Annotated in this window: 26 protein-coding genes and 1 tRNA gene; 7 read left to right on the top strand and 20 right to left on the bottom strand. The window is 59.6% G+C overall.

All coding sequences use genetic code 11. The annotated features are described in order from the left end of the window. Positions 1–42: 42 nt before the first annotated feature. Positions 43–543, top strand: a complete 501-nt coding sequence (locus BM348_RS21820; RefSeq protein WP_245779418.1) for a hypothetical protein — start codon at positions 43–45, stop codon at positions 541–543. A gap of 856 nt (positions 544–1,399) precedes the next feature. On the opposite strand, the gene BM348_RS08405 is transcribed toward BM348_RS21820, so the two are convergent. Continuing rightward, positions 1,400–1,472, bottom strand: a tRNA-Pro gene (locus BM348_RS08405). A gap of 83 nt (positions 1,473–1,555) precedes the next feature. Here BM348_RS08405 and BM348_RS08400 point away from each other — a divergent pair. Further along, positions 1,556–1,810: a pro-sigmaK processing inhibitor BofA family protein gene (locus BM348_RS08400; RefSeq protein ID WP_092903946.1), complete on the top strand. Its 255-nt coding sequence runs from the start codon at positions 1,556–1,558 to the stop codon at positions 1,808–1,810. A gap of 148 nt (positions 1,811–1,958) precedes the next feature. On the opposite strand, the gene BM348_RS08395 is transcribed toward BM348_RS08400, so the two are convergent. From BM348_RS08395 to BM348_RS21655, 5 genes are all read right to left on the bottom strand, one after another. Then, the gene (locus BM348_RS08395; RefSeq protein WP_092903944.1) at positions 1,959–3,167 is read right to left on the bottom strand and encodes a chemotaxis protein CheC; all 1,209 of its coding nucleotides are present in this window, start codon (positions 3,165–3,167) and stop codon (positions 1,959–1,961) included. A 6-nt stretch (positions 3,168–3,173) separates the two neighbouring features. Further along, positions 3,174–3,530: a chemotaxis protein CheY gene (gene cheY / locus BM348_RS08390; RefSeq protein ID WP_049953660.1), complete on the bottom strand. Its 357-nt coding sequence runs from the start codon at positions 3,528–3,530 to the stop codon at positions 3,174–3,176. Between the two features lie 125 nt (positions 3,531–3,655). After that, complete coding sequence (locus BM348_RS08385; RefSeq protein ID WP_092903942.1) at positions 3,656–5,329, bottom strand: type II/IV secretion system ATPase subunit; 1,674 nt, start codon at positions 5,327–5,329, stop codon at positions 3,656–3,658. 8 nt (positions 5,330–5,337) lie between these two features. Then, the gene (locus BM348_RS08380) at positions 5,338–6,096 is read right to left on the bottom strand and encodes an ATPase domain-containing protein (RefSeq protein ID WP_092903940.1); all 759 of its coding nucleotides are present in this window, start codon (positions 6,094–6,096) and stop codon (positions 5,338–5,340) included. Next, positions 6,093–8,843, bottom strand: a complete 2,751-nt coding sequence (locus tag BM348_RS21655; RefSeq protein WP_245779417.1) for a FlaD/FlaE family flagellar protein — start codon at positions 8,841–8,843, stop codon at positions 6,093–6,095. Before BM348_RS21655 ends, BM348_RS08380 begins: the two co-directional genes overlap by 4 nt. A gap of 469 nt (positions 8,844–9,312) precedes the next feature. Here BM348_RS21655 and BM348_RS08370 point away from each other — a divergent pair, with 469 nt between their 5' ends. Beyond that, positions 9,313–9,942 (top strand): DUF7500 family protein, encoded by a 630-nt coding sequence (locus BM348_RS08370; protein ID WP_092903938.1) that lies wholly within the window; start codon positions 9,313–9,315, stop codon positions 9,940–9,942. Between the two features lie 436 nt (positions 9,943–10,378). On the opposite strand, the gene BM348_RS22195 is transcribed toward BM348_RS08370, so the two are convergent. From BM348_RS22195 to BM348_RS08335, 7 genes are all read right to left on the bottom strand, one after another. Beyond that, the gene (locus BM348_RS22195) at positions 10,379–10,513 is read right to left on the bottom strand and encodes a hypothetical protein (protein WP_281244684.1); all 135 of its coding nucleotides are present in this window, start codon (positions 10,511–10,513) and stop codon (positions 10,379–10,381) included. Between the two features lie 75 nt (positions 10,514–10,588). Next, positions 10,589–12,310: an archaellar assembly protein FlaJ gene (gene flaJ, locus BM348_RS08360; protein WP_092903934.1), complete on the bottom strand. Its 1,722-nt coding sequence runs from the start codon at positions 12,308–12,310 to the stop codon at positions 10,589–10,591. Positions 12,311–12,444: 134 nt separating this feature from the next. Beyond that, a complete protein-coding gene (locus tag BM348_RS08355) occupies positions 12,445–13,527 on the bottom strand; it encodes a FlaD/FlaE family flagellar protein (protein ID WP_092903931.1) in 1,083 nt (360 codons plus the stop codon). An 11-nt stretch (positions 13,528–13,538) separates the two neighbouring features. Next, on the bottom strand, positions 13,539–14,036 hold the full coding sequence (locus tag BM348_RS08350) for a flagellin (protein ID WP_092903929.1): 498 nt from the start codon (positions 14,034–14,036) through the stop codon (positions 13,539–13,541). After that, complete coding sequence (locus BM348_RS08345; protein ID WP_245779416.1) at positions 14,037–14,552, bottom strand: flagellin; 516 nt, start codon at positions 14,550–14,552, stop codon at positions 14,037–14,039. Positions 14,553–15,359: 807 nt separating this feature from the next. Next, positions 15,360–15,914, bottom strand: a complete 555-nt coding sequence (locus BM348_RS08340; RefSeq protein WP_092903925.1) for an archaellin/type IV pilin N-terminal domain-containing protein — start codon at positions 15,912–15,914, stop codon at positions 15,360–15,362. 44 nt (positions 15,915–15,958) lie between these two features. Further along, the gene (locus BM348_RS08335; RefSeq protein ID WP_092905479.1) at positions 15,959–17,197 is read right to left on the bottom strand and encodes an archaellin/type IV pilin N-terminal domain-containing protein; all 1,239 of its coding nucleotides are present in this window, start codon (positions 17,195–17,197) and stop codon (positions 15,959–15,961) included. Between the two features lie 274 nt (positions 17,198–17,471). Between BM348_RS08335 and BM348_RS08330 the strand changes: the two genes are divergently transcribed. After that, positions 17,472–17,684, top strand: a complete 213-nt coding sequence (locus BM348_RS08330) for a hypothetical protein (RefSeq protein WP_092903923.1) — start codon at positions 17,472–17,474, stop codon at positions 17,682–17,684. A gap of 81 nt (positions 17,685–17,765) precedes the next feature. On the opposite strand, the gene BM348_RS08325 is transcribed toward BM348_RS08330, so the two are convergent. After that, positions 17,766–17,999 (bottom strand): hypothetical protein, encoded by a 234-nt coding sequence (locus tag BM348_RS08325; RefSeq protein ID WP_092903921.1) that lies wholly within the window; start codon positions 17,997–17,999, stop codon positions 17,766–17,768. 692 nt (positions 18,000–18,691) lie between these two features. Here BM348_RS08325 and BM348_RS08320 point away from each other — a divergent pair. Next, a complete protein-coding gene (locus BM348_RS08320; protein WP_092903919.1) occupies positions 18,692–18,907 on the top strand; it encodes a hypothetical protein in 216 nt (71 codons plus the stop codon). Further along, positions 18,904–19,239, top strand: coding sequence for a hypothetical protein (locus BM348_RS08315; protein WP_092903917.1), 336 nt, complete (start codon positions 18,904–18,906; stop codon positions 19,237–19,239). The genes BM348_RS08320 and BM348_RS08315 overlap by 4 nt, the downstream gene beginning before the upstream one ends. A 38-nt stretch (positions 19,240–19,277) precedes the next feature. On the opposite strand, the gene BM348_RS08310 is transcribed toward BM348_RS08315, so the two are convergent. The 3 genes from BM348_RS08310 to BM348_RS08300 form a co-directional block, all read right to left on the bottom strand. Continuing rightward, positions 19,278–19,997 carry a DUF7345 domain-containing protein gene (locus BM348_RS08310; RefSeq protein ID WP_092903915.1) on the bottom strand — a complete coding sequence of 240 codons (720 nt, stop codon included), beginning with the start codon at positions 19,995–19,997 and terminating at the stop codon, positions 19,278–19,280. A 2-nt stretch (positions 19,998–19,999) separates the two neighbouring features. Next, positions 20,000–20,866, bottom strand: a complete 867-nt coding sequence (locus tag BM348_RS08305; RefSeq protein WP_092903913.1) for a hypothetical protein — start codon at positions 20,864–20,866, stop codon at positions 20,000–20,002. Between the two features lie 218 nt (positions 20,867–21,084). Continuing rightward, complete coding sequence (locus tag BM348_RS08300; protein WP_342714154.1) at positions 21,085–22,008, bottom strand: helix-turn-helix transcriptional regulator; 924 nt, start codon at positions 22,006–22,008, stop codon at positions 21,085–21,087. Between the two features lie 578 nt (positions 22,009–22,586). Between BM348_RS08300 and BM348_RS08290 the strand changes: the two genes are divergently transcribed. Continuing rightward, positions 22,587–23,315: a DUF2270 domain-containing protein gene (locus BM348_RS08290; protein ID WP_092903906.1), complete on the top strand. Its 729-nt coding sequence runs from the start codon at positions 22,587–22,589 to the stop codon at positions 23,313–23,315. Between the two features lies 1 nt (position 23,316). On the opposite strand, the gene BM348_RS08285 is transcribed toward BM348_RS08290, so the two are convergent. The 3 genes from BM348_RS08285 to BM348_RS08275 all read right to left on the bottom strand — a co-directional run bounded on the left by BM348_RS08285 (position 23,317) and on the right by BM348_RS08275 (position 26,377). Continuing rightward, complete coding sequence (locus tag BM348_RS08285; protein ID WP_092903904.1) at positions 23,317–24,180, bottom strand: CheF family chemotaxis protein; 864 nt, start codon at positions 24,178–24,180, stop codon at positions 23,317–23,319. Continuing rightward, entirely contained in the window at positions 24,177–25,439 is a 1,263-nt protein-coding gene (locus tag BM348_RS08280; protein WP_092903902.1) for a HEAT repeat domain-containing protein, read from the bottom strand. Before BM348_RS08280 ends, BM348_RS08285 begins: the two co-directional genes overlap by 4 nt. Before the next feature lie 158 nt (positions 25,440–25,597). Then, positions 25,598–26,377 (bottom strand): hypothetical protein, encoded by a 780-nt coding sequence (locus tag BM348_RS08275; protein ID WP_092903900.1) that lies wholly within the window; start codon positions 26,375–26,377, stop codon positions 25,598–25,600. Positions 26,378–26,557: the final 180 nt, after the last annotated feature.

Here is a 26,557-nt window from a genome sequence, read left to right as displayed (position 1 = left end):
AATCAGGACCCGAGGGACGGCAATCCAGATCTAGATCCCACGGTGCCGACGACCGTGCAGAACGGTTCGTTCGAGTGCGGCCTCGACAGCTGGATGATCGGTAAGGATCTCCCCGAGGAGCCGGGTGACTCGTCTGATAAGATCGACCACAGCGTGAAGACGGTCACTCGGAAAGCCTCCGACGGGTGCGCCTCAGTCGAGTTCTACCTCGACGGGAGCGCCGACGACGGGACGATCTGGGTCGCCCAGACAGTCGATCTCTCGGACGCTGATTCAGTGCTCTTCGACGTGTACAACGAACAGAAGTCGTTCAACATCCTCACGCAGGTCGCGTTCTACGCCGGATCGAAGGAGTCGGATGAACTCGTCGAAACGGATTTCGACCGGAGCAACGATGTCGAGGCCCATTCCGGCTGGAAGACGTTTCGCTACGATGTGAGCGACATTGACGGGGCCGCGACCGTCGCAGTCGGGATGAACATTGTCTGGGAAACGGGCGTGAAACACATGTACGACAACATAAGGCTCCAAACGTCTGAGTGACGAAATCGGAAGTGCCATGCCTACCTAGGTGAGGCAATGATCTCAATTGAGATCCCCATCTGGTCGTCAATGGAACTGTTGCTCTTTTTCCAAACCACCGCGTGAACAGGACGAGTTTTCGCTCATCATTTTGGTTGTCAAACTGGAAGTTTTGATTGGTACACTGCTCACAGTGGCGGTTGATAACCTTTTCAAATGGCTCTTCAACAATGTGTATTTCGATGAACGCAAACGGATCAGCGTCCCCTTCGGTGTAGGGCTCAGATGTTTTCTGAAGGACGAAGCCAACACCGTCAATATCAGGGACCATACTGGCCCATTCCTTTGCTTTGGTGAACGAGGTCCAATTGGCAGGGAGTGACCACGAATAACGGGCGTCTGCCTCCAGATCGATATCTGTGTGATTCCGGTCAGACCATGGCGCAAACGCCTTCTTCGTATCGTCGATGTACTTCCAGCATACCCACTGATCGACATCCTTCAGTTGTTCAGGGAATACGGTCGTTGGAGCCCCGAACGTGCTACTTGTATCGGACTCACTGGATTCGGTGGCTTCCTCTGCCTCTGAGTTGGACGATTCGGCGTCCGAAGAGGGAATACAGCTCTCACAGAGGTAGTTGTTCCCGAATTTGTGACCTGCCGGCCCACCACACTGGAAGCATTCGGCAGAGGTCACGGCGAACACCTCCCGTCATCGAGTGCAGGTCAAGACTGAGATATCCTGAATGTAGCACCCGCAGAACTCGCAAACTGGCGGGTCCAGTTTGACGGTGAGACTCACTGCGACCACCCCGTAACAGGTAGCCGAAATCCTGTTGCAGTGCTAACTGTTTTAGCGAAAACCCGTATAAGAGGATGGGATCGCCCGGATTTGAACCGGGGTCACGGGCACCCAAGGCCCGAAGTATACCAAGCTAACCCACGATCCCGTACTCACTGTTTCGGGTAAACGGGTTAAAGGGTTTCGTTCCGCGAGCGAACGATTTTCCCACCTCGTCACGAAATACCACTCATGGTAACCGGACTCGAGATACTCCTTCTGGCGCTGGTACTCGCAGCCATCGTCGGCGCGTCGCGTGTCATCCAAGCCGTGCGGCCGTTTATCGTCAACGCGATCGTCGGCCTGATCGCCCTCTTTCTCGCCCAGGCCGTGTTCGACATTTCGGTGGCTATCACACCCATCGCGCTGTTGGTCGTGGCCCTCGGCGGGCTTCCCGGTTCGATACTGGTTATCCTCCTGTCGGTCCTCGAGATCGCGTTCGTTTAAAGCGAGGCAACCCCTTCCGAAGGATGGACCGCCTCGGCCTGTTCCGTCTGTAGAACCGGACTCGAGTGGGAGACAGACTCGAGTCAAAGAAGGAATCGGTTCGCACCGATGGAGCGACGAGCGGTACGTTCGAAAACGGCGATATCGCCTAGAACAGATCGTTCGGATCGGCTTCCGTGTTCCCGGAGTTCTCGACGAGGATTTCGTCGAGCGCTTCCTCGAGTTCGTCCCGACGTGGCAGGGCGAGCATCTGGCAGGTGAACACCCGGTCGCTGTCCGTTTCGATGCTCGAGTCGAGCAAGAACGCGTGGTCGTCGGTCTGGGCGATCTGGGCGATGATCGGGCTCATGATCGACGAGCCGATGTCGGCGACGAACTTCGGCGGCGAGTGTTTGATCTCCGCGTTCAACACGTTCGCCCAGCCGTCGATGAAGCCGCTGGTCATGATGTTGCCAAGTTCCTGCAGGGCCCCCTGTTCCATCTCGCCCCACTCGCCTTCGGTCTCCATCGGCACGAGCGAGTCGACGACCGCCCGACCTGAGGGCTGGTCGAAGAGGATCACCAGATACCCCCCGAGTTTCCCCTCGAACTCCATGACGGTCCCGACGTAGCGTTTGGTGCCGACCTCCGCCGGAATGTCCTCGAGCGGAACGAGACTCAGCCGGCTGATGTTGACGCTCGTCTCGATGCCCGTCATCGAGGTGATGTTAGCCGCGGATTTCTCCGCGCCCTCTTTGGTCATCTCGTTGAATACCTCGAGTTTCTCGAAGGAGATGCTCGTGTCGGCCTGGGGCTCGAGGGCGGTCTCGAGGGAGGTCTGGTCGGGAACGAGCAGGATGCGAAAGTCGACGGGTTCGTTGACGCCGCCGCGGGAGGCCTCGACGCGGCTGCGGAAGACGAGCAAGTGACTGTCGCCCTCCGTCGCCGAACGCGGGAGGACTTCCGTCCCGGTTCCTTCGATGTAGGTCGGCGGCGAACTCTTGATCTTCGTGTTGAGGTGGTTGGCCCAGCCGTCGATGAAACCGCTGGTCATGATGTTGCCGACCTCCTTGATGCTGCTCTTTTTCATCTCGGGGTCGTCGGCCGGGACGAGCACGTCCGTCACCGCGGTTCGGGCCTGTTCGTCGAACGCGAGGACCGTCTCTCCGCGGATCTCGCCCGACAGGTCGATGCTGACGCCCGCGTACTCGTTGCCGATGAACTCGTACTGCAGATCGGACGGCGACATCAGCGAAACGTCGGTCACCTCGACGCGGGTGCTAATGCCCGTCAGTTGCGACAGTGACTTGACGGCCGACTGCGCGCCGTCGTGAGCGAGTTTGTTGTACGTCTCCAGCGCTCGAATATCGATTTCCATGGGAGATTACCCGGCCGTGATGCTGTTTACTTCCTCGAGTACGCTCTCTTTCTGGAACGGCTTCGTGATGTAGCCGTCCGCCCCGGCCTTGATCGAGTCTTTCATCTGCTCGGCCTGCTCGACGCTCGTACACATCACGACCGTCGCGTCCGGATCGAGGTCGGTGATCTCGTCGGTCGCCTCGATCCCGTCTTTGATCGGCATGACGATGTCCATGAAGGCGATGTCAGGTTGCTCCTGTTGGTACAACTCGACCGCCTCGACGCCGTTTTCGGCCTCCCCAACGATGTTGTGTTCTTCCTCGAGAATTTCTCGAAGCAGATCCCGCATAAATCCGGAATCGTCCGTGATTAGTACGTCCATAAGCGGTTCGACACACTCAGTTTACTTAATAAGATTGGCCGTTTCGCTCGCCCGTTCAGCGAGCGGGCGAGAGAACGGCTGGGACGAACGGCTCGCGACGAAGCGACGGGCATTTATCTGCCTGTTCAGTCCGGCCGCGTAATGTGGAAGGGAAGCCCTTCGACGCCGTCGCGCTGGAACTGGTCGATCGTCGAGTTGACCTCGTGGTACTCGAGGATGTTCTCCTGGATCATCCGCTCGATGATGTCAGAGCGGAACTGCAGGTCGTCGTAGATGTCTCGCGTGTCCGCGTACCCGAGCAGCGTCGCGATCTGTTCTTCGAGCACGTAGGAGTTGTTCATCCCCTGGAAGATGATCTCGTCCTCGACGGGATCCCAGTAGAACACCTGCCGAGTGACGACGCCGTCCATCTGATCGGAGTAGCCCTCGATCTCTTGAACGCTCGTGACCCGTCGCAGGACGTCGTCGCCCTGTTTCACCCGGTTCTGGAACAGCGCCACGTCGGCGTTGTCCATGAACGTCTCGGGAACGTTGATCGGGTCCCCAGTAAAGCGCTGGATCATCGAGACGATGTCGCTCGCGTGGAAGGTGAGCATAACAGGGTGGCCGGTCTGGGCCGCCTGGAACGCCATCCGTCCCTCCTCACCGCGGACCTCACCCACGACGATGTATTCCGGACGAGACCGCAGCGCCGCCTCGACCAGGTTGAACATGTCGACGTCGGCGCTGTCCTCGCTGCGGCTCTCTCGAGTCAATAGCTGCTGCCAGGTGTCGTGGGGCGGCAACACCTCGGCCGTGTCCTCCGCGGTGTAAATCTTCGAGTCCCGCGGGATGAACGACATGATCGAGTTCAGCGTCGTCGTCTTCCCCGACGCCGTCTCGCCGACGACGAACACCGTCCGCTCGTTCTCGAGACAGAGCCACAGGTACGCCGCGAGTTCGGGCGACAGGGTCCCCCAGTTCGTAATCTGGGTGACCGACAGGGGCACCTCGTCGCCCTGACGGATGGTGAGACTCGGTCCCTTCACGCTCACGTCGTCGCTGTAAATCACGTTCAGACGCGAGCCGTCCGGCAGCGTCGAGTCGATGATCGGTTCCGCGTCGGTCATCGGGTTCCCGATCCGCTCGCCCATGTTGCTCAGCCAGCTATCGAACTCCTCCTGCGTGCCGAAGTCGACGGTCGTCTCGACCATGCCGTAGGTGCCGTGATCGACGTAACACTCGTTGGGGCCGATCACGTGAATGTCCTCGTTGGCCGGGTCGCGCATGACCGGCTCGAGCGGACCGAGGCCGACGATATCACGGTTCAATCGGTAGCGAATGTTCTCGTAGGTTTCCTGAGGTATCTCCTGTATCCCCGGGTGGAACCGGACTTTCAACCGATCGATGATGTTGTTCAGTTCGTCGCCCTTGATGTGGGTCGATTCCTGAAGCAACTCCTCGATTTGGTCGTCGTACTCGGCGTCGTTTTCTGGCGCTGACTTGCTCGTACTCCGGCGCAACAGCGAGTCTTTGACCGTCTGGAAGACCTCCTGCTCTTCTTCCGAAAGCGTCGGTTCGACGGTGAAATACTGCATCTTCGCCCCAACATCGCCGTAAATGTGGCTGAAAATTGGACCGCCGACAGGGTACAACACGTTCGGGTGATCCGTCTCGTACTCGGCAGAGGGCTCGTCGATCAGAATCGGAAACTCGCCAGTGATCTGGCGGAACTTCTTCAGGTGATTTCGGAGGTGTGGCCGCCGGGCGGCGAGTTCTCGTAACTCGTCCGACGGCTTCGGTGTTCCCAGCTCTGTCATTGCGGGAGTTAGGCGACGCTCCGGTTTTCGATCACGATTCCCGTGCCGGACCGAACCGAGTACCCGATCCGATCACCGACCTGTTCGCCCATCCCCGCAAAGCGCTTGATGAACAACTGTCGACGGATATCGTTGCCCACCTCGATCATCTCGAGTTCGATGAAGACGTCGGCGATAGACCGGAAGGGACCGATCGCCTCCTCACCGACGGTCGAGGGGTCGACGGTCAGCACGACGACTTTCCCCTGCGAGATGATGTCTCGGAGAAAGGAGATGATCTCGAGTGCGGCCTGGCGTTCCTCGTTCTGTCTGACGAGCGCTTCGAACTTCGGATCGTTCCGCAAGATCGCGTCGAACGTGTCGATGATCACGACGTCGGCCGTCCAGATCGTCTCCTCGTCCATCAGATCCGTCAGCAGATCCTGTCGGTTCTGCTCGTCGTCGCTCGCAGACAACACGCTCCCGCTGTCTAAGTCGCCGTGGAGAAACAGCATGTTCTCGAACAAGAGGTGTTCCTCGACGTTGTAGTTCAGCGAGTGCATCTGCTTGACAAAGCCCTGCACCTCGAGTTCCGTCGAGAGAAAGGAGACCGACTTGCCGGTCTCACAGAGGCCGTAGGCGAACCGCTGGGAGATCGCGCTCTTGCCGGCACCGTAGTCGCCCTCCATGAGCACGATGCTCCCGGTCGGAATGCCGCCACCGAGTTCCTTGTTCAACCGGTCCCGGTCGTCGAGGCCGATCGAAAATATATTATTCATTTGACTCATTCGTCTTCACCCTCCGTCTCCTCGTCGACGACGACGCCGTCGCGCTCCTCGAGCATCACGTCGCGGTGGGTCTCCCAGGAGCCGTGGGCGCTACTCGAGGAGTCAGCCGCGTCGTCCCACATCGCCTGTCCGCCGTCGGTGTCGACGCCCTGTGGCGTAGCGTCCGACGCGTTTCCAGCGTGCGGCTCGCTCTCCGATTCGGACGCCTCAGGGCCGTTTCCCGATTCGTTCGATGGAGCCCAGAACCCGTCGTCCTGTCCGGAATCGTCGCCTCCATCGTTCCATATCGCATCGTCGCCGGTCGAATCGTCGGCCGACCCGCCCCACAGGTCGTCCGGATCGTCGTCTCCGTCGTCGTCCGACTCGACGAGCCAGTCTATGTCTTCGTCGGTATCGTCACGTTCTGGCACGTCCTCACCACCTATCGACTCGTCTCCGTCCTCGCCGTCGGTCGACGCCGAGTCCGTCTCGGCCGAAACCCAATCGACGCCCTGCTGGGTCGACTCGGAGTCGTCGGCCGAATCGTCCTGTGATCTGGGTTCGAGGTTGTCGGCCGGAGCGTCCTGCGGGGTTGGTTCGGGGGTTTCCCAAGCGAAATCCCCGGACGCTTGCTCGTCCTCGGACTCGGATTCGTTCGGGCGGGCAGCGTCGATCGGTTCCGGGTCGACCGGCTCTGCACCAATCGAGCCCGAGTCGGTCGGTTCCCCGCTTGCCGCATCCGCTTCCAGCGCGTCCGCCGCCCGACCGTCGTCGGCCAGCGTCTCGTCGCTGCGCTCCTCTCGCTCGAGTTCGGCAGTTGAAGCCTCGCCGTCGAATTCGGCGGCCGGGTCCGCGCCGGCGACCGTTGGTTCGGCGGTCGCCGATTCGGCGGCGTCGGCCGCCGTCGTCTCGGCAGTAACTGCGGCCGCGGCGACCGCCCGTTCGTCCGTCTCGGCCGACTCGAGGGAGTCGTCGGTCTCCGAGTCCGTGGTGTGCTCGAGACCCTCGGACTGCCCCGCGATCGGTTCGACGTCGTCGGTCGCATCCTCGCGCTCGAGTGTGAAATCATCGTCCGAACGGTCCGCATCGGATTGAGTCGCTCCATCGGCCGAACTGGTCTGCTCACCGCGCGAGTCGGGTTCGTCGTCGGCCGAGGATCGGTCTGGTTCAGCGTCGACGATCAGGCCGTTCGAGGATGGATCGAACGACCCGTCCTCGCCACCGACGCCGACGTAACTCACGAACGTCAGTTCCGTTCCGGTACCGTCCGATTCGCCTTCCTCGGTCGCCGGCGACATCTGATTCGAAGCCCCACCCTCGCTCGAGCCTGCCACGCCGGTCGGGGGCGTCGACTCGGCTTCGGCGACAGGCGAGTCGGCCTCGTCGTCGGCGTCGGCTTCCGCGTCCGCCATTCGTTTCTCGATCGCCTCGGCGTCAAGTTCGGTCTCGAGTCGACTCGTCGGGATACCTTCCTCGCGTACCCACTCGCCGAACGTGCGTCGTTTCTTCTTCGGCGAGGCGGCCTGACTGATCCACCACAGGCTTCGACGGTGGTCGATACCGAGCGAGGAGTTGGGCTGTGGATCCTCGAGATCCGGGCCGCCGCCGAAGCCGTTGAGCATCGTCTGCAAGTACTCCTCGACGGGGTCGTCGACCCAGCGGATCGAGCCGTAGAACCGAACCGTCTCCGCGGCGCCGTCGAGGCCGACCTCCTCGACGAGGTAGTCCAACCACTCCATGACGAGAAATTCGGTGTCGTACTCGGAGGGGAGCGACTCGAGGTACGGTCTACCGCCGTCGTTCCAAGCGCTCTCGAGGCCGTCAGCGGACGACGAGTCGACGGATTGGTCGGTCGTCGACTCGTCCGGTTCGAAGACATCGGACGCGGTCGTCGCCCCCTGATCCGAATCGCTATTGTCGTCCGCGCCCGCGAGGTCGTCGTCTAATTCGTCTGTCTGATCGCTCTCTTCGTCCCACTCAGCCGAACCCGACTCGTATTCGTCTTTGAGTTCGTCGAACGAAAGGTCACCGCCGCCGACCTCGTCGTCCGAGTCGGTTTCGTCGCCGAAGTCGTCGTCTGCATCGGCGAATTCGTCACCGAAGTCGTCCTCCGTGTCGTCTTCGATCACGTCTTCGTCGAGGAATTCCTCTGCGTCCGCCGACGAGATATCCTCGTCGACATCGGCTTCCTCCTCGTCATCGCCGTCGAATAGGCTGTTGCCACCGAAATTACCGCTTCCCTGTGCGCCTTGAGCGCCGTCGTCGAACGAATCGTTCAGCGAATCGTCCTCCACGAAGGGGTTTACCCCCTGTGTCACCATCTCGTAGACTTCTAGCAGTTTCCGAATGTTCTCTTCGATGTCCTCGAGTGACTCGCTGATCTTCTCGTTCTCGCTTTGAACGGTGTTGACCGTCGAAGCGAGCGATCCGACGTCGTTTTCCATCTCCTCGACCCGCGCTTCGATCTCGCTCGAGGCCCCGTCGTCGCCGCCGTCGTCCATCTCGTCGAAGGACATCTCGCCCCCCATCGCATCGTCGCCGCCCATCATGTCGTCGCCGCCCATCATGTCGTCTCCGCCCATCATGTCGTCTCCGCCCATCATATCGTCGCCGCCCATCGAATTGCCACCGTCGAGTAAGTCATCGCCGCCGCCCATGCCGCCGCCGTCCATTCCGCCACCGGAATTCGAGTCGGGCATCAGTCCGCCGCCGTTCGATTCGCCGGAGAGCCCACCGCTCGAACTGCTCGAGAGGCTATCGTCGCCCATCAGGTCGTCACCACCCCCCGAGCTATCGTCGTTGCCGCCACCGAGCATATCACCTATTTTAGATAGCATAACCAATTCATCCCTCAAACGGGTGTTTGTGTCCCTCGTCGCCCCAGCGGACTGGTTCGTCTGCGGCGGAGGTCGTCATCTCCGTTGTGCTCAACGACGAGAGTACCCATATGGTATGTAACTATGAACGTATGTATTAAGGTATTGTGGCCGCCGACATTCGATCGTATTGAATGATCTTATCCCCGTTATAGAGGGTTTAGAGACGGATTTAGCCGATACCACTATCAGGAGTGTGACGTTCGTTCCACAGTTATTTTACAGAATTTAGCAGCGGATTGACCGTGACAGACCGCATCGGTACGGACGTCTCGAAATCGTTATTTTTCGATTCACAGACTCTCAGCGTGGGCGAAGGTTTCTTTCTCCCTCGGGTCGAAAGAGTGGATAGGGATGGGCCATGACAGACGGTAACCCCGACAATCCGAAAGACAACGCAGACGTTCCGCCCGTACTCCCCGAGGAGCAACAGCCGTCCGCCGACGCCGGCGGCGTTCTCTCGCCCGACGACCTCGACATCTCCGAGAGCCCCTATGTCGCGGAAATCTCCGACGGGCGATACGTCGTCTCGCCCGATAAGAGCCCGCCGAACGTCGCCCAGCAGGAGTCGCTGGCGACGCAATCGCAGTCGGGGGAACCGTCCCGCGCTCGCGATGGTCGAGGCGATCCCGCCGGGCGGGCGGACGCGGGCGAGCGGATCCAAAGCCCTGAGGCCGCACGAAGCGTCCTCGCCGACGAACTCGAGCGTCTCGAGTCTCGATACGCGGTCGATCTCATCGCCCAGTTCGACGGGAATACGATCCGACAGCGAACCGCCTCCGACGACGTCGTCGGGACGTTCGACAACCTCGTGCTCTGGTACGCCCAGAGCGTATCACAGAACACGCCGACGACCCGCGCGATTTCGCTGTTGCTCTCTCGGTCCGAGTTCAACGCGCCGTTGACCGAGAACCGCCTTCGGCGCACGATCGGGAAACACGGTCTCGGCGAATCGGACACGATCGGCGACTTGCTCGAGCAACTCGAGTGAGCCGCCGCGTCGGGATTGATCTGGGAGTTCTCTAGGCCCGCGACTCCGTTGCGACGATTCTGACGGAACTGAGCGGGAGCCACGGGTGTGCTCGAGAGTGTCGGGTCCTCCGGGCTGACGGGCAGCTCAGCCGACGACGCGGCGATACCCGGTCCAGAGGAGCAATACCACACCGAAAAGCGTGAAGACCATAGCACCGGCAGTGACGGTCGTTTGCACGCCAGACAGAAGCGGAACGGGTGTGTACCGACCGAGGACGAAAGGGATGACGGCGAGAGCCCACAGGACCACCAACCCGGACCCGACCAGCGAGAGGCGAACCTAACGTTCATGGTTCGAGCGTGAATCCGAACGACAGTCATTGTGACGGTTTATAGACAAGAGCGCGACGACATCGTCCGAGAGACACGGTCGTGGGCGACCGTTCCGCCTGCACTCACCCGCCGTTTATCAGGATAACCGCCGCCATAAACAGCGATAGGACGATCGCGTATCCGAACAGGAGCAGGCCGCTGTGTATCGATTCGACCGCGCGCGAGTCCGTTCCGAAAGAGCGTGGAGGTCGCCTCATTCGTACCGTCCTTTCGGTGTGAGCATTATTGGTCTTCCGGCCGCAGACATCGTCCGGCCGTACACACCGTCCAGGTCACATATCGACCGAAATGAGTGTCTCGACCAGCCGTCGAGTGAGCTCGCCGGTGACCCCGCCGATCCAGAGCAACGCCGTGAAATGAAGGTAGGAGTTACCGAAGTGACCGCCATCGGCGACCCGAAGCACGAGCGACGAAATGAACGCGTTGAATATCAACACCAGAACCATCAGGAATCGGAGGACGGGAACGTTATAGTGGCCGGTGTGGATCAGCGATCCCGCGGCGATTTGACCGCCCGTATCGATGTCGAATCCCGATAGCATAACGGCCAGTTCCAACCCGATGAACAGCGCGAACATCGCGGCGACAGAGATTCCGTATACAACGCCGATAAGCGTCGTTACCTTCTGCTTTCGCTGTTCTCGAAGATTGAGGATCGCGTTCATGTTGGTGCTAATGAGCCCGCCGAGTCGCTTCGGTCCGCCGCCCATCTCGCGGCCGACCAGATACATGTTGCTGAACTTCTGGATCAGGAACGAACTCGCCTCGCCGGTGAAGTACCGCCAAGACTTCTCGGTGCTCAATCGCATATTTAGCCGGCGATAGAGGTTGTCGATGTCCTCGGTCAGTGGCCCGAAGTTCTTCGCGCGGAGGCTCTCAAGCACCTCGCTGGTCGTGGCCTGTTTCGCGCTCTCGGTTGTCCCGAGGGCCCGGATGAAGTTCGGGAACTCCTGATCCCGCTCGAAGGTCTTTTTCTCCTCATACCAAAACACCGCGCCGGGAATAAACATCGGGGTGGTCGCTACTGGCATGTACAACAAAAGCGGGATCGAATGCACCGGAAACAGCGGCGGGAGCAGCCCGAAAAACACCAGCATCATCGCGACCACAAACAGGAGACTCAACGCAAAGCCAACGATCGTCGAGACGAGCATCCGTTGTTTCGTCGTCGTCCGGTAGCCGTCTTCTAAGTACCAGATCGGATCGCTCGGGACGACCGCCTGAATCACGAAGAAAAAGCCGACTTGCACGAAGATGAACAGGACGATGACGAGGCTTACGGTCATCGTCGGGTTTGTCCCCGACAGCAAGGGGAGGACGATAGCGAACACCAGCGCGAACGTCATCGAAATAAGCATCGAAAGGTACAGATCCTTGATGACGTCGAGGTTGTTCAGCGACTGTTTGTACACCGTCGAATACTTCTCGATCAGCACCTCCTGTTCCTCGAGCAGGAACTTATCCAGTTCCTGACCGGCCTCGAGTGTGTAGGCTAATCGCTCGAAAAGGTCGGTGACGGACTCGCTGGGGACTTCCTTCGCGCGCCGCCGACATGCGTCGCCGAGGCTCAGGTGCCAGACGTCGACCAAATCGACGATTCGCTGAATCTCGTCGGCCAGCTCCCCGTACTGATCCTCGGCTGCGAGTTGTCGAAACACTTCCATCCGGTCGATGTTGGTCGTCGACAGGACGGTCATGTGGATCACGAGCAGGTGAAATCGCTTTTCCATCTCGATCCGGCGGTTGTCGATTGCAAGCCGCGGGTAGCCGATGGCCGTCGCGAGGATCAACAGACCAAGAACAGGCAGCAACAACCGGACGATCAGGGGTACATTTACGACGACGGCGACGACGACCGTCACGAGGAAAAGCAGGAAGGCGGGGAACAAAACCCCAAAGATGTAGTACTTCGCGGGGAGTTCCATCTCGTCGTACGAACGGATAATAGAGTCGCCGAGGGTGGCTGCTGCCGCCGTGTTGTCTGCGATTCCCATGATGTCTGCAACCCCTTCGGGGGCCGGTCAGTTCGGTCGTTCAGCGATCGTCGCCGGGGAGACCGACGCCCCCACTCGATTTCGTTCGACGTTCGATACGTGTCCGCGCGCCGTATACAAAATTTCTGGCCGGCCTACTGGCCCGGAATCGGCAGCGCGTCTTCGGGTGTCGAATCGACCAGTAGTTCGGGTGCCTGCTCTGGTGTCGCAATCCAGGCGATATACTGCAAGCTTCGCTTGTGCTCGTCAGTCTCGAGGACCGATCGCGGTTCGGGATCCGTTGCCAGTTCGGTCGCTGGTTGCGAATCATCACCGAAGCCGTTGAGCATCGATTGGAGGTAGGTCTCGACCGGGGCGGAGATCCACCCGACCGATTCGTAGTACGCGAGCGTCTGGGCCGCGCCGGAGACGCCGACCGTCTCGACGAGGAAGTCGAGCCACTCGATCGTCATCAACTCGGCGTCGTTTCGCGATGGCTGAGTGGCGAGATACGGCGGATCGCCGACTTCGCCGTTCTCGCCGAGCGCGAGCGCGTCGACGGCCGACCGATCCGGTTCGTCGGAACCCACATCGTCGCTGGCAGCGAGATCACCGTCCGCGGTATCGTCGTCGAGCTCGAGTGGCACCGTCGTTTCCTCGTCGACCGACTCGTCCTCGAACGCGTCATCCGGATCAGCGCCGAACTCGTCGTCTTCGATACCGTCCTCGAACGATCCATCGTCGTCGAACTCGTCGCCGAACGTCTCGTCGTCCTCGTCGTCTGCGATCTCGTCGTCGAGGAACTCGTCCGCTTCGGCATCGACGAGATCGTCATCGATCGCCTCGCCGAGGTCGTCATCGTCGTCGGTGAAGATGCCGCCATCAGTGTCGAAGGCGTTGCCGATCTCCTGATCGGCTGCAAAGGGATTGACGCCTTCAGTGACAATCTCATAGAGGTCGACGAGTTTGTCGACGTTGCGCTCGACAGTCGAGATCGAGTCGCTTATCCGCTCGTTCTCGCTGCGAACGGTCTCGACCTGGTTCTCGAGGGAGTCGACCTCCTTTTCGATCTCGTCGAGTTTGTAGGTGATCTCCATCTCCGAGTCTTCGTCCTCGTCCTCGGCAAACATCGCGTCGTCGCCCATCAACCCCTCGTCGGCACCACCCATCAGGTCGTCGCCGCTTTGCGTGTCCGATTCGTCTTCGCCACCGCCGAGTCCGCCGAAGTTCAGTACCATGCGTGTTTCACCTAGTTCGAGCCGCCGTCGACGTAGAAGTCGATGCTGTCCTCGTTGTCGTTCGCGATGACCGTCACGGTCGTATCGCCCGTGGCCTCGAGGTTGTTGGCCGCTCCCACGTTGATTCGGAGCGCGACCACATCACCCGTCTGCCAGGTGCTACTTTCGCCATACAGGTGTTCGAGTTCGATATAGTCGTGGGAGACGTACTGGCCGTCTAGTAACACGTCGACCGACGAGTGATGAACTTCGAGATGCTCCTTGCCCACGTTCTTGACATAGACCGTGACGGCCTCGTCGCCAGCTGTCGGATCGTAGATTGCCTCGGAGTGGCCGGCGTCACTAACGATGTCGATATCGGTTCCGATCTCCGCCGCAGTCGCCGACCCCTGGGTTTCGATCGCCTCGCTCAAATCGTTGACCTCGAGAACCACCGTCCCCGCGATGCCCGCCGCGACGACCATGCTCGCGATAAACAAGATCATGTGTGTCGCAGAAACGCTTGCCATCTATCGAATTTCCTCCGTTGTGTCGCTGATGCCGTGTTCGGTGACCAGTTTTACCCGCTCAAGTTCGTCGCCGTCAAAGAGTGTAGCCATCTGATCGGGGTCCTGATCGATCCGGATCTCGAGTCGAGAGCCTGGATACCAGACGTCGGTATCGATTCGGTCGGCGTCGGTAATCGACTCACTCGCGTTGACCTCGGCGACGGCGGTTTCGTACTCGTTCTTAGAGACGTATTCGCCATTGAGCATGAGATCAGTCTTCATCACATCGAGGGCGGTCGTTCCGCGATTGTCGGCGACGACGGTGATCGACTCGAGGTCACCAGAGGAGTTATTCACAGTCTCGACGGTCTCGAGTTCGATGTCGGTGTTTACCAGATCTCGCGTTTGGTCCGACTGCCCGGAGAACGCGTCGCCGACGTTGCTTCCGGCCGTAAACACCGTGGGGAACAACACACCGGCCGCTAGCAGAAAGCCGATGAGCATAATCGCAACTGCACCGCTCGTGCTAAACCCCATTACGTCCTCGAGAGACAATCCATATGCAAAAACGCTCTGGCCATCGTGCGGATGGGTGTCACAAGAGTTTGCCGCGTTCGGCGGAGACAGACCCTCGAGGTCCGGACATTTTGATACGGAACAGAGAATAATCAAACCGTGACACGACGCGATGTGATCCACCTGTGAGTGAGCGGACGTGTAGCGGCCGAATATGCGGGTGAAGGACGAGAAAGTCGGTCGTACTGCGTCTCGAGTCGGACACTCGAGGATGGTAGCGGGGGTCGAGGGCGAGCACGCACCGAGAGAAGTGCATCGACGAGCGCGACGACGACCACGAAACCCCGCGAGAGGCCAAGACCGAATTGGTTGCGAACCGGCGGGAGGCAGAACAGGCCGGTAGAGGCGACGATGCCCCCGCCGAGTATCGCTCGGAGGGCTGCTCGCTCGAGTACGTAAACGCACCCAGTCCGGCCAGCAACAGGAAGATACCGTCGCCCCAGACGATGATCGTGCTGAGATAGCTGCTGCTCGAGGGAATGACATCGGTTTCAACACTGACCGTCGAGGTCCCCGACCCGATCGTACTGATGGTGTTTCGGACGCCACACTCGGGACAGATTTCTGTGCGTTTCTTCATCGGTTCACCACACGACTTACAGAACACTTCGTCAGTAGCTCTGGGTCGGTCATTGGTTTGTCAGAGGCGTATTCGTTTTCGAATCGATTATTATCTGCCGTCCAGCAGAATCGAGTTTCCTCGGATATTGGTTGTGATTGATTTTTCGCTGCAGATGGGGATAGCACACGAAAATTTGTCAGCCGAACCTACAGCCGAACCGTGTCACCGTCGGCGCCGTCGAGCGTGGTCGGTACCGAGAGTTCCGTAGTGATCTGTGCGCCGTCGTTGGTGACGATTTTGATTATCGCTTCGTCGCCCGGCTCGAGGACACCCACTTTGGACTCGATATCGAGGGTGATCGTGCCGCGGTCGTCATCGTCTTCGAGAATAGTGCTGTCGGTTCCGTGGACGGTGACCGGCATTCCGTTCACATAGGCGCTGCCCGATGGCCCGACATAGTCGATAACAGCGTTGTCAAGATCGATTGGCTTGGATCCGGGGCCCAGGCTCACCGTCATCTCGAGGGTGTCGACGTTGCCGTCGGCGTCGACGGTCCCGGTCGTGGTGTAAATGTTGAGGCTATTCGAAACCTGTGCGATGCTTTCCTGCCCGGTTGCTTCGGCCTGTGACTGAAGGACGCCAGCAGTGCCCATCAGGACGCCCGCCGTGAGCGCAGCGACGAGTACCATCGCTACGAACAGGACTAGTGTCCCAATGCCTACTTGTGCACGTCTATCTCCGTCAGAGACCGTCTCGAACATCAATAAATAAAACCTGAAGTGTGGTAGCTATCTCTAAACCGGTTTTAGAGAGTGATCGCGTCGGACGTCAGCGTCGACGGTGCCATCAGCACTTCAGTCGTCTGTGCGTTGTCTGCAGTGACAATCGAGAATTCTGCAGATTCGCCTGCCTGAATCGGCGTGAAGTCTTCATTGTTACCGCCGTTGAGTTCGAGTTCGATCTGGTAGCGCTCGTCGGAGGTGAGCACAGCGTCGTCGAGTTCACCCTCAGCGAGACTGTCGCCTTGGAGGTTCTCGATGTCGAGGTGCTCAAGGTTACCAGCCTGACCGCGCTGGGTCTCCTCACCGACGTATTCGAAGGTTGCTGCTTCGAGGTCGACAGCATCTGCACCAGGGCCGAGCGAAACCATCAGCGATGCAGTCTCGATGTAGTCACCGGTGCCGCCGTTATCTGGGTAGTCGGCACCCATTGCAGCAGTAATCCCGCCTTCGCTGTCTTCAATGATGTTGACTCCATTATCGAGTGCTCGTGCATCAAGATCGAGAGTTACGGATTCACCACGGAGGGATTCTGGGTTCGAAGCATCGTCATCGACAGTGATTGTGATTTCGCTATCACTAGAGAGGTCCAAGGCATCAGTGCCGAATTCTGCATCGAGGTGAGGCGTGGACCCGTCAGCTCCGGTAACAGCAGAACCACTGTACTCGACGGTGACGGATTCGAGCTGTCCGATCTCGTCATAGAATGTGACGGTACCGTAAGTTCCGGAATCGAAATTCAAGGGACTGTACACACCAGCCAGCGAACCGGCGCCATCGTGATCAAACTGGAGATCAATAGCACCATCTTCGTTCACGTCGTTCGCACTAATAGTGTACGTCTGGTCGTCCCCTCCACTCGCAGTCGTAAATTCTAGGGTATCCTCATCGGAGAGATCCAATCCGGCTAGGTTCTCTTCGAGAGTGGTCAGTGAGGAACTTGACGCTAGTTCTTCACCACTGCCGGTGGAAACTGTAATCTCTTCGTTTGGTGCAGAGTTCACCTCAGTGAAGACAATATCAACATCTTCAAGGGGAGCACCCGAGCCAGCGACCTGTCCTGTCGCCGACTCGATCTCGACGACGTTCGAGACCTGCGCTGTACTTTCTTGACCCGTTGCCTCCGCCTGGGACTGCAGAAGACCGGCGGTGTTGATCAGTACACCTGCCGCAATCGCTGCGACAAGTACCATCGCGATGAACACGATGAGTGTACCGATACCCACCTGACCGCGCTCTTCTTCGTCCGTGATTTGTTCGAACATTATTGTTTGTGTCTGCTCCAGCACCCCTCGAAAGTATATGTGCGCCTCCGCTGGGTAGCCGGAACGTATGATCGATATTTAACTAATCTGTATTAAGTCTATTCGCCATATCTGACACTATATAACTCTACTTGCCGAGCGCTCTATCCCTTAAATCTACTTGCCGACGAGGCCTTTTGGTATATAATACTACTTGCCGACTGGCCAAGATATAATAAATTCATCATGGTGATCGGGCGAGACACTTAAGACCGACGACCCGAATTTCACAGCTATGGACATCATCGACGGAGAGAAAGTCGAGTGTAGCCGCTGTGATGAAATCACAGATCTCGAGGAGGTCAACGTCCTCGGGAAGCGAAACAATCGGACCTACGCGAAACCGGTCTGTGACGACTGTCTCGACGGCATCGGCGTTCCGCGGGGCTACGAACTCGAGCGCGACGTGAGCTATCTTAAGGAGGGCACGGACGAAACCCACTCCTGAGCACCGCCGGTCGAACCTGTCTTTTGTGACTCGCGCGCAGATTGGGGAGCCGACGGCTCGAAAAGATTCGAACCGCCTGTATCAGTCGTCAGTGTCCGTCTCCCCACTGTTTCGAACAGCGGCCCAGTGGTTCTGGGCAACCGGTCCGACGGCGTCCTCGAGCGAGGTTGTCTTCCGTCCTGAAGCTGTTTTCTCGACGAGTCGGTTCATGCGTTCGATAATCCGTTCGGGATCGCCTTCGGGTTCGACGATCACCGTTCCATCCCGTTCGGAGATTTCGACTTCCGTTCTGGGAGTCAGTCCGACCCAATCCAAGTACCCTGCGTCACCAACTCCCGAGTACTCATCTGTGAGTGAAAATCATGGATAGAAATATATAGAATGTCGGTTTCACCCCCGTTTCGAGCCCGAATTTCGACGAATCGCCCCCGAACTCGAACCCGTTGGCTTCGACTCGAGAACCGTTCCCAAACCCCGTGACGTAGCCCCGATGGACGGTCGGCAACGCCGATTACGGTTCCACCCGAAACGGACGGTCGAGAACGTCGCGAGTGGAGTTTGGAGGCCTCGAGTGATTCGAGTAGAGTGCTGACGACCGCCGGTAGCGTTTCGGATCTCGAACGGAACTCGCGCGAACTTCGAAAGCTGGCTTCGCGTGCGCGTAGATTAAATTAAGTGAGGCACTGGAGTCCACACCGGGACAGGCGACGAAAAGTTAGTCTCGTCGGACGTTATTTTCACTCCGAAACAGTAGCTATATGACACTACAGTACAATCGCTCAAATGGAAGTCATGGACTCCGCGCACGGGGGCATATTGAATTTGAAATGCCCCGGGTGGTCAGAGCACCCGAGACGTGGCTTCCAAACCCGAGAGGGTTTGTCAACCATGTTCGGATCTATTCTCCGCGGGCTTAAACATCCCGTCCGACAGACGAATCGAACCACCAATACCGCTGCCCTCGAGCGATTGGGACCGCCAGCGACGACCGCGGGAGGTGGGCGACAGTGACCGGCTCGAGGCGCCCGCTCCTCGTCGACATCGCCGCGACCCTCGAGCGCCACGGCCTGCCGCCGGATGACTACCGACTGGCCGACGAAATCGACCCCGAGGCGGTCGAACGCGTGCTCGGCTCCGACGGGCCCGAAACCGAGGTCCGCTGTTCGGTTCGAGACGTGTCGCTGGTGATTACCGCCGACGGTCCACGGGTGAGTGCGGCGTGAGCGAGTCCGAACGCGACTCGAGCGCGGAGCGGTCCGATTCGGGGACCGAACGCGAGACCGACCACGCGGACACCGTGGACTCGAGCGAGGACCGCTCGAGCGCCGATTCGGGCGACGACGCCGCGGGCGCTGCGGACGCGAGTGCCGCCGATTCGAACGCTGCGAATTCGACCGACGACTGGGAGAGCCAGACCGATCTGGACCCCGCCGAGTCGCCGTTTCCGCAGTGTCCCCGTTGTGGCCGGCCCGTCACTCGCGTGACCTCCACCGGACCGACCGACCACACCGCGAGTCCCTGTGGCTGTCGCGTGAGCCCGAACTTGCTCGAGTGAGGGGTACTCGGACAGCTGTATCCGGCAACTGACCGGGACTACTCCCGAGCGAGATGCGTTTTCCCGCCGAGGAACACGGCGAGCGTCGCGACCGAAACGAGGCCACCCAACCCTGACGTGTCGTCGGCCCCGGTCACACCGGTATCGGAATCCTCGGTTGGCAGCGAGAGGACCGCTTCGAACCCATCGAAATCGGTTCCCGCATCCCACGTTGCCCGATTGTCCGTTTCAACTGTCGGATCGTGCGAAGCCGACTCGAGCGTTGCGTTCGCAGGTCCTTCGAGAACGACAGTCCTGTCGGTTTCGAAGCCGCTGGCAAACGGTTCCGTGACGGTAAGCGTTCGGTCGTCGACTGTCGCCAGTCCGTCCCACGTCACCGAAAAGGCCGCTAAACCGCGTTCGTCGGTCGTTCGCAGGTCGACTGAGTGTTCGGAAACCGCTTGTTCGCTATCGTTATCGACAGCGGCCGCGACCGACTGGAGCCGGCCGGTGAATCGCTCGAGTAAGTCCGATTGTGCCCCCTCGTCTTCGCGAAGCGATTCGAACGCGTCGCGCTCATCGGCCTGCGTGAAATTGTAGCCGGTTACCAGCGTTACCGTTGCGTCACCGCCCTCGGACAGGTTAATGTGGAGGGTCGATTCCGCTCCGTCCTCGAGGGTGGGGCCATCGTGGCTGGCACTCGATCCGGCTACCGGAGCCGCGATACCGCTCGACAACAGTATCGAGGCGATACACAAAGCGGCGAGCCTACTGCGCATTGTCAGGCGAAGGCCGGCCGAGAGTTACCGTCGTCTCTGTTCGACGTGTCGGACTCCGAACCATGATCTGTTTCCGATTCGTCGCCTTCATCGGCTTTTGGCTCCGGTTTGCTTGTGGAAGCTTCTGGCTCCGATTCGTCGCCTTCATCGGCTTTTGGCTCCGATTCGCTCGTGGAATCACCATCAATCGGTCGCTCTGAAGAGGAGTCACCAGCGCTGGCGTTTCCTCGCTCTCGTGGGGTGTTCTCGGCAGCGGGAACCGAGGCCTCAGTTCGGTTCGACTCGGTATCGACCGGCGGGCCGGCCGGGACGTCAGCGGGACCGTTGTCGCCCGCGACTGGACTCCCAGCCGAATTACCCGCTATCGATTGTGCGATCTCAGCGGTTTCCGGTCCGGTGAGTTCGTCGGCGCGCTCGCTAAGTTCTTGAATCGCGCTGGCGTTGACTCCCTGTTCTTCGAGCAGATCCGCCGGCAACTCGCTTGCGTTGGATTCAGCGTCGGCAGCTAATCGTTCGGCGGTCGCCTGTTCGGCCCGAATCGTGGCAATCTCCGCTCGGTATTCTCCCTCGCTAATGTTCCCCGTGTCACGCTCGTCTTCGAGTTCGTCGCGACGGTCCTCCAGATCCTCGAGCCGATCGTCGATATCCTCGAATTGCTCGCCGATAACAGCGGCCTCTGCATCCGCGGTCTGTGCGTTCGCGATTTTGATACCGTATGCTCGCTCGGTGACCGCGCCGTTGACTTCCGCGTTCTGAACGCCGAGGACACCAGTTAACTGCGCACCGGGTGCGATCGATTCGTTCGTCGCTTGGTCGTTCTGTGCGGCTTGTACCTTCTCTGGCTGAGCAGTCGCCGTCCCGACTGGCAATATTGCCAGAGAGACAATGAGTACCAATGCCAATGTAATCGTTGGAGTTCGGTCCATTGCACTCGAGCATAGCTGTCCCCCCGTAATAGACCGGTGCGATAATCACCCGGGTTCAACGACCGTTTCGCCGATTTTATTCGTTTTTCACCCCGATTCCTGCTGTCGATTTCGCCGGTGACAAAGCGGTCACGTTCCAGCCGAGAGGCGAGCGCAGCGAGTTACTCAGATCGATCATCCAACGTCTCCGCATCCGCGTTCGGAAGCGAAAGCACGTTTTCCCGACCGATGCGGAACGACTCGAGTTCGTTCTCGTCGCGCAATCCGGTTACCACCTTACTCGTCTTTGCGTCTGTCCAGCCGAGTTCCGTCACGACTGTTTGTTGTTTCATTCGTCCACCGTTTTCCTCGAGCAGCGACAGGAGCCGTTCTTCGTTACTCATAAGTGACGGAGGCGGGCTCGAAGACGAGTCATCCGAGGAAGTGTCAGGTATTACACCATCCGGTTCCGTGTCCCGGTCAACAGGGGGAGAGTGATCGGACTCGCTTTCACGAGTTCGGTACCACCAACCGGCACCAATCACGGCAACGCCGGCGATGCCAGCACTGACTGCGGCCACAGGTGCAACTGCTCTACCGTCATCTGCCGAGAGAACGAGCGTCGGTTCGCCGGATATAAAATCGGTTTCGCCTCCGTGCCAAAGCGCCGCCTGATTGCGTTGGGTATCCGGAGTAGGAGAAATCGACTCGAGCTCGTACTCTTCCGGCCATTCGATCAGCAGGCGCGAGCCATCGTCGATATTGATCCCCTCGATTGCGTCCCCGACGTGCAATCGGTCGCCGTCGACAGCGGCAAAGCCTGTCCACCGGAACGTATAGCTGATAACGCCGTACTCGCGCGCGAACGATTGACGCGAGGTGGCCACGCGAAACTCGTTCGCCGTCATCTCTCTGTTTGTTGTCTCGCTTGCACTATCGACGGTCGTCTCGATTCGCTCTGAAAATTCCTGCGTGTGAGCCGACGGGTTCTCGTCGATTTCGTCCTCGAGCGATTCGAACGCCTCGATTGTTTCGTTGTCGTCGAGATGAACCCAGAGTTCGATCCTCCACGTAGCAGACCCGTTCGAGTCTACGGCGACATTCATCCTGATTTCGTCCGAGTCGACGTTTTCGGGTTGTGAGACGAGCGGGTTCGATGCTGTAGAACCTGCCACAGCCGGTCCACTCAGCATGACCGGACCCACGATGAGAAAAACCAACAGACCCAAACGAACGTCCATACGGAACCTGTGTGAAGAACTTCGTATAAAATATTCGGAATAGGTGGTATTCAGCTATAATGGCACAGATCGCCCCATATGGGCCGATATCCAAAACACTCAGTTCACACAGAACCATATTGTCAACATTAATTCCTTATCAGCCGTCAGTATGAGGTTTCGAGGACAGATCGCCAGAGCATATCGCTTTGTTCTCGAGACGGAGAATCGTCAGAGATCGATGCTATCGTCGCTGTCATCGGTTTGGCCGTCGATAGCTTCGTTTCCATCAGCCTATCACCGGTTACGTCCTCAGTCGACTCGTTTTCGGACGATTCGCCGTCTATTTCAGAGAACTCGTCGATAACGCTTTTCACGAACGCAGAGAGTACCCGACCCAAGACAGTACACACAGTCGACGGGTCCGTGGCGGGATTTTGGCGGTCGGATCCGTGCGAACACGTATGCCCGACGACCGCTCAACCGACGACACCCTCGAGCGCGAGGACCAGGAGATCGCCGCCGAAATCGCGGGCGACGCCGAGTCGCTGCTCGATGCGCTCCCCCACTACTACAGAGGCGAAGTTGCCCAAACGACCACCGCACAGGATCGGATCGACCAGACGACCAACTGGGCGATCACGGTGCTCGCGGCCCTGCTTTCCGTGGTCTTCTCGAGTCCCGACATGCCCGCCTACCTCTTGCTGGTCGGCATGGTCATTCTGGCGGTCTTCCTCTCGTTCGAGGTTCGTAGGTACCGATTCTACGACCTCTACCGGTCTCGAGTGCGCTTCGTTCAGGAGAACGTCTTCGCGAACGCCCTCGATCCCCGGGGCGTCGAACACGCCAACTGGCGCGAGGAACTGGGCGAGGACCTCCGGTATCCGACGTTCAAAGTGACGCTGCTCGAGGCGCTCTCCCGACGCGTGCGTCGTATCTACGCGCTGTTGTTCGCGGTGCTCGGGGTCTCGTGGGTTGCGAAGGTCACGCTGTTCACCCCGGAATCCCGATGGACGGAGGCCGCCGAACTACCGGGTATCCCCGGGCCCGTCGTGGCCGGGCTCCTCGCCCTGTTTTTCCTCGGACTCGTCGTGCTGGCGAAGTGGCCGGGGTCGCGCGAGGCGAAAGGAGAGATACACGGCGAGGAGCCCGGCGAGTGGAAAGAGACGGGTGAAAACGAACCGGAGCCCTGACCTACTTGCTGTTCATCGACTCGCTGGCGATATTTCGCCCGCGGGGTTTCAACGCGACCTCCCGGCGGACTCGGACCTCCTCTAACACGTCGAGTTCGATCATGCGCTCGTACATCTCCTCGACGTCGTCGGTATCGATGTCGAGGAACTCGGGCACTTCGAACGGCGACACGCCGGAGTAGATCGCCATCAGCACCTCCTGTTCCTGACTCGAGAGGTCTATCTGCGAGGCGTTTTTCTCCGCACCTCGGTCGAGGACGGACTTGAGCATCGCGCAGTTTTGCCCGCCCCCGGAGAGGTACGTCTGGACGCTGGTTCCCTCCTCCGTGTGTTCGGCTTCGACGACCGGGCGCTCCTGTCCTCGGACTGCTCGTTCGTCGCTCTCGACCGTACCGACGTCGTCGACTTCGATCTGGACGAAGTTGCCGTTCTCGACGGCGAAGTTCGCCACGCCCTCGTTGATCTTGACGCGGGCTTTCTTCCAGGCGGAATCCTGTACCACGCCGCCTTTGACCGCCGGGTGTTTCACCAGGACGATTTCCCCGTCGAGAATCGCCTTCTGGATCTGGAGTTCGAACTCCTCGACCTCGCCCATCGAGATCAAATACACGTTCTGGCCGGCGTTGACGCTGATGTAGTCCGACACTTTCGCGATCGTTCGGTTGACGTCGTACCGACCGCGGATGGACTGGATCTGCGCGAGCGGCACCGTCTGCTTGCCGCTGTTGCTCGCGATCACCAGCCGCTTGTTCGAGAGGACGATCCGGCCGTTCGACCAGTCGGTATCGGAGAGCTTTCGCCCATCCTTGACGACCTGGGTGAACTGGCCGGTCACGTCCGCGAGTTTCGTCTCGGATTTGCTCATGCGAAGTCACCAGTTGGCGCGCCGACGCCGCCGAGTTTCGACAGCGCCGAGAAGCCACGCTTTCGCAGTCGGTCGTTCTCCACTCGGTCGACGAACCCCGAAAGCCGGTCTCGCGATAAATCCCCGCCTATCTTCCCGAGGACGAACAGGGCCCGCACGCGCGTTTCCACGTCGACGTGCTCGTTTTCGACGAGATCGAGCAAGCGGGTTTCTAATTCGTTTCCATCCAACATCGAAAGACTCGTCGCCGCGAATTTCGAGGTCATCGTATCGTCGTCACCGAGCGTATCGATCAGCGCGTCCTGAGCCTGGCTTCGATGATCGTCGTCCGCCACGCGACCGAGCAACCAGGCGGCGTTCCGGCGCTGGGCAGTCTCGGTGCTTTGGGTCAAAATGTCGACCAGCGGTTGGACGGACTCGCTGGCGTTTGCCTGCTCTAGCTCGCCGACGATCTTCTCGCGTACCTGGTGGCTCGCGTCCGCCGGCGCTTCCGAGAGCAGTTGGACGAGCGAGAACATCGCCGTCCGGCGAACGGTCTCGGAGTCGTCACGCAACGCCTCCGCGAGCAGTTCGACCGCCTCGACGCTTCCGAGACGGCCGAGCGCGTCGACCGCGATCCGCCGGAGCGTCTCGTCGTCGGCGTCGGCGACCCCCGAGAGTTCCCGGATGGCGTTATCGGACCCGATGTCCGCGAGCGCGTAGGCCGCCTCGACGCGCACGTCGTACTGATCCTCGTGGAGGATCTTCGAGAGCCCCGGAACGCTCTCTGCGGCACCGATGCGACCGCAGGCTCGAGCGACCCGTTTGCGCACCCGCGGATCGGGATCGCCGAGCTGATTGACCAGTGGCCCGACGACGTTGTCCTCGCCGATCTTGCCGAGTCCCGTCGCGGCGGCCATCCGCAGTTCGGGCCGATCCGCGCTCAGACTCTGTGCCAGCGCCTGAGCCTTCTTCCACTCGGCGACGTCCTCGAGCGGCTGGCCAATGATCTCGCCGATGAGCTGTTCGAGCGCCGCCTGTCCGTACTGATCGAGCGCGTCGATCGCGGTCGCGCGGACGTCCTCGCTCTCGTCCTCGTTTGCCGCCCCCACCAGGGCGTCGACGAGTTCGTCTCTGGGAAATTTGCTGTCTTCGTGCTCGGATTCGAGACTCCCGATAATCTCGCAGGCCCGACTCCGGACGTTCGGGTTCGAGCTCGACTCGAGGAGCTCGACGAGTTTCTCGAAGTCCGCGTTCCGCTCGAGTTCGAATAGCGTCATTGTTTCGTTATCACCTTCCTCGAGGGAAATGTCCCACCAACCGATACATGGCCAACTATTTCCCCCACTGGTCCTTAATCTTGCCTTTGGTAGTTGACACGCCCGGACTGGCGTTGCGTGTGACCGCCCAGTTTGCGGACCACCGATGCCAGAGAGCGTTATTCCCCATCGCTCTCGTTGCCACCCGACCCGCCGTCTACCGACGAGTCGCTTATTTCGGACGAATTCGTTCGATTGGCCGGGTCGGTCTCACCCGTCTCACCGGACGTCTCGTTTCCATCCGACGTGGTGCCGTCATCACCCGTCGGCGGATCGCTCTCGTTCGAAACCGCTGGGTCGTTTCCATCCCCGTAGGATTTCGACTCCACGATCGTCCCCCACAGCTCGTTTTCGTTGATTTCGCCGTCGAGATACCGCTCGACCCAGTCGGTGTCGATGCCCCAGCCACGGGCTTGCTCCTCGAACGGGTCGACGATCTCGGTATAGAGGTTCTCGAGCGAGGAGCCATGGTCGATCAATTCCTGATAGGCCTGATAGATGACAACGATCTCCTCGTCGGATTCGGAGCGAGTCTCCGCGCTCGAATCGTAGAACAGATCGAGTCGGTTTTCCTCAGGCGTGTGATAGAGCTCGTCGACGACGATATCGTGTTCTTCGATCAGATGATAGAACTCGCCCGGCGTCGCGTCCGGGTTTTCGCCCGGATCTTCCGGTTCAACCAACCGCTGTCCTGATGAGCCCTCGAGCCCCGGAATCGAGCCGAGACAGCCGGCGACTGCTCCCAGCGAAAGCGTTCCGACGCCCGCAAGCGCCCCGCGACGGCTGAGCGAGTGTGTCGCTCGAGTCGTATCGGTCGCCCCACGCGACTGTGACGACCCGGAATTCGCGCCCAGCCCGCCGTCGTCGTTCCTGCTGGGAGAGTCGGCTTCCCGTGACATCTATACGTCAGCGTAGCACCAACTACGTGAAAAGCGCGTTGGCCGTCCGGCCGTTTATATAATATACCCAATAATAATCGCCCAGAGAGTATTTCAACACCCCATCCAAACAGATTGAAACATACGATTGGTGTCGTCTGGATGAGAACGAATCCACCCCCGCACTCGCTAGTCAGTTCC

The organism is Halostagnicola kamekurae (assembly GCF_900116205.1).
Lineage (GTDB): Archaea > Halobacteriota > Halobacteria > Halobacteriales > Natrialbaceae > Halostagnicola > Halostagnicola kamekurae.
This window is presented reverse-complemented; position numbering and strand designations above follow the sequence as displayed.

Coding starts and splice junctions, on each gene's coding strand:
- BM348_RS08400 (WP_092903946.1), top strand. CDS start 1,556: ATGGTAACCGGACTCGAGATACTCCTTCTGGCGCTGGTACTCGCAGCC.
- BM348_RS08395 (WP_092903944.1), bottom strand. CDS start 3,167: ATGGAAATCGATATTCGAGCGCTGGAGACGTACAACAAACTCGCTCAC.
- cheY (WP_049953660.1), bottom strand. CDS start 3,530: ATGGACGTACTAATCACGGACGATTCCGGATTTATGCGGGATCTGCTT.
- BM348_RS08385 (WP_092903942.1), bottom strand. CDS start 5,329: ATGACAGAGCTGGGAACACCGAAGCCGTCGGACGAGTTACGAGAACTC.
- BM348_RS08380 (WP_092903940.1), bottom strand. CDS start 6,096: ATGAGTCAAATGAATAATATATTTTCGATCGGCCTCGACGACCGGGAC.
- BM348_RS21655 (WP_245779417.1), bottom strand. CDS start 8,843: ATGGGCGACGATAGCCTCTCGAGCAGTTCGAGCGGTGGGCTCTCCGGC.
- BM348_RS08370 (WP_092903938.1), top strand. CDS start 9,313: ATGACAGACGGTAACCCCGACAATCCGAAAGACAACGCAGACGTTCCG.
- BM348_RS22195 (WP_281244684.1), bottom strand. CDS start 10,513: ATGAGGCGACCTCCACGCTCTTTCGGAACGGACTCGCGCGCGGTCGAA.
- flaJ (WP_092903934.1), bottom strand. CDS start 12,310: ATGGGAATCGCAGACAACACGGCGGCAGCAGCCACCCTCGGCGACTCT.
- BM348_RS08355 (WP_092903931.1), bottom strand. CDS start 13,527: ATGGTACTGAACTTCGGCGGACTCGGCGGTGGCGAAGACGAATCGGAC.
- BM348_RS08350 (WP_092903929.1), bottom strand. CDS start 14,036: ATGGCAAGCGTTTCTGCGACACACATGATCTTGTTTATCGCGAGCATG.
- BM348_RS08345 (WP_245779416.1), bottom strand. CDS start 14,552: ATGGGGTTTAGCACGAGCGGTGCAGTTGCGATTATGCTCATCGGCTTT.
- BM348_RS08340 (WP_092903925.1), bottom strand. CDS start 15,914: ATGTTCGAGACGGTCTCTGACGGAGATAGACGTGCACAAGTAGGCATT.
- BM348_RS08335 (WP_092905479.1), bottom strand. CDS start 17,197: ATGTTCGAACAAATCACGGACGAAGAAGAGCGCGGTCAGGTGGGTATC.
- BM348_RS08330 (WP_092903923.1), top strand. CDS start 17,472: ATGGACATCATCGACGGAGAGAAAGTCGAGTGTAGCCGCTGTGATGAA.
- BM348_RS08310 (WP_092903915.1), bottom strand. CDS start 19,997: ATGCGCAGTAGGCTCGCCGCTTTGTGTATCGCCTCGATACTGTTGTCG.
- BM348_RS08300 (WP_342714154.1), bottom strand. CDS start 22,008: ATGAATGTCGCCGTAGACTCGAACGGGTCTGCTACGTGGAGGATCGAA.
- BM348_RS08290 (WP_092903906.1), top strand. CDS start 22,587: ATGCCCGACGACCGCTCAACCGACGACACCCTCGAGCGCGAGGACCAG.
- BM348_RS08285 (WP_092903904.1), bottom strand. CDS start 24,180: ATGAGCAAATCCGAGACGAAACTCGCGGACGTGACCGGCCAGTTCACC.
- BM348_RS08280 (WP_092903902.1), bottom strand. CDS start 25,439: ATGACGCTATTCGAACTCGAGCGGAACGCGGACTTCGAGAAACTCGTC.
- BM348_RS08275 (WP_092903900.1), bottom strand. CDS start 26,377: ATGTCACGGGAAGCCGACTCTCCCAGCAGGAACGACGACGGCGGGCTG.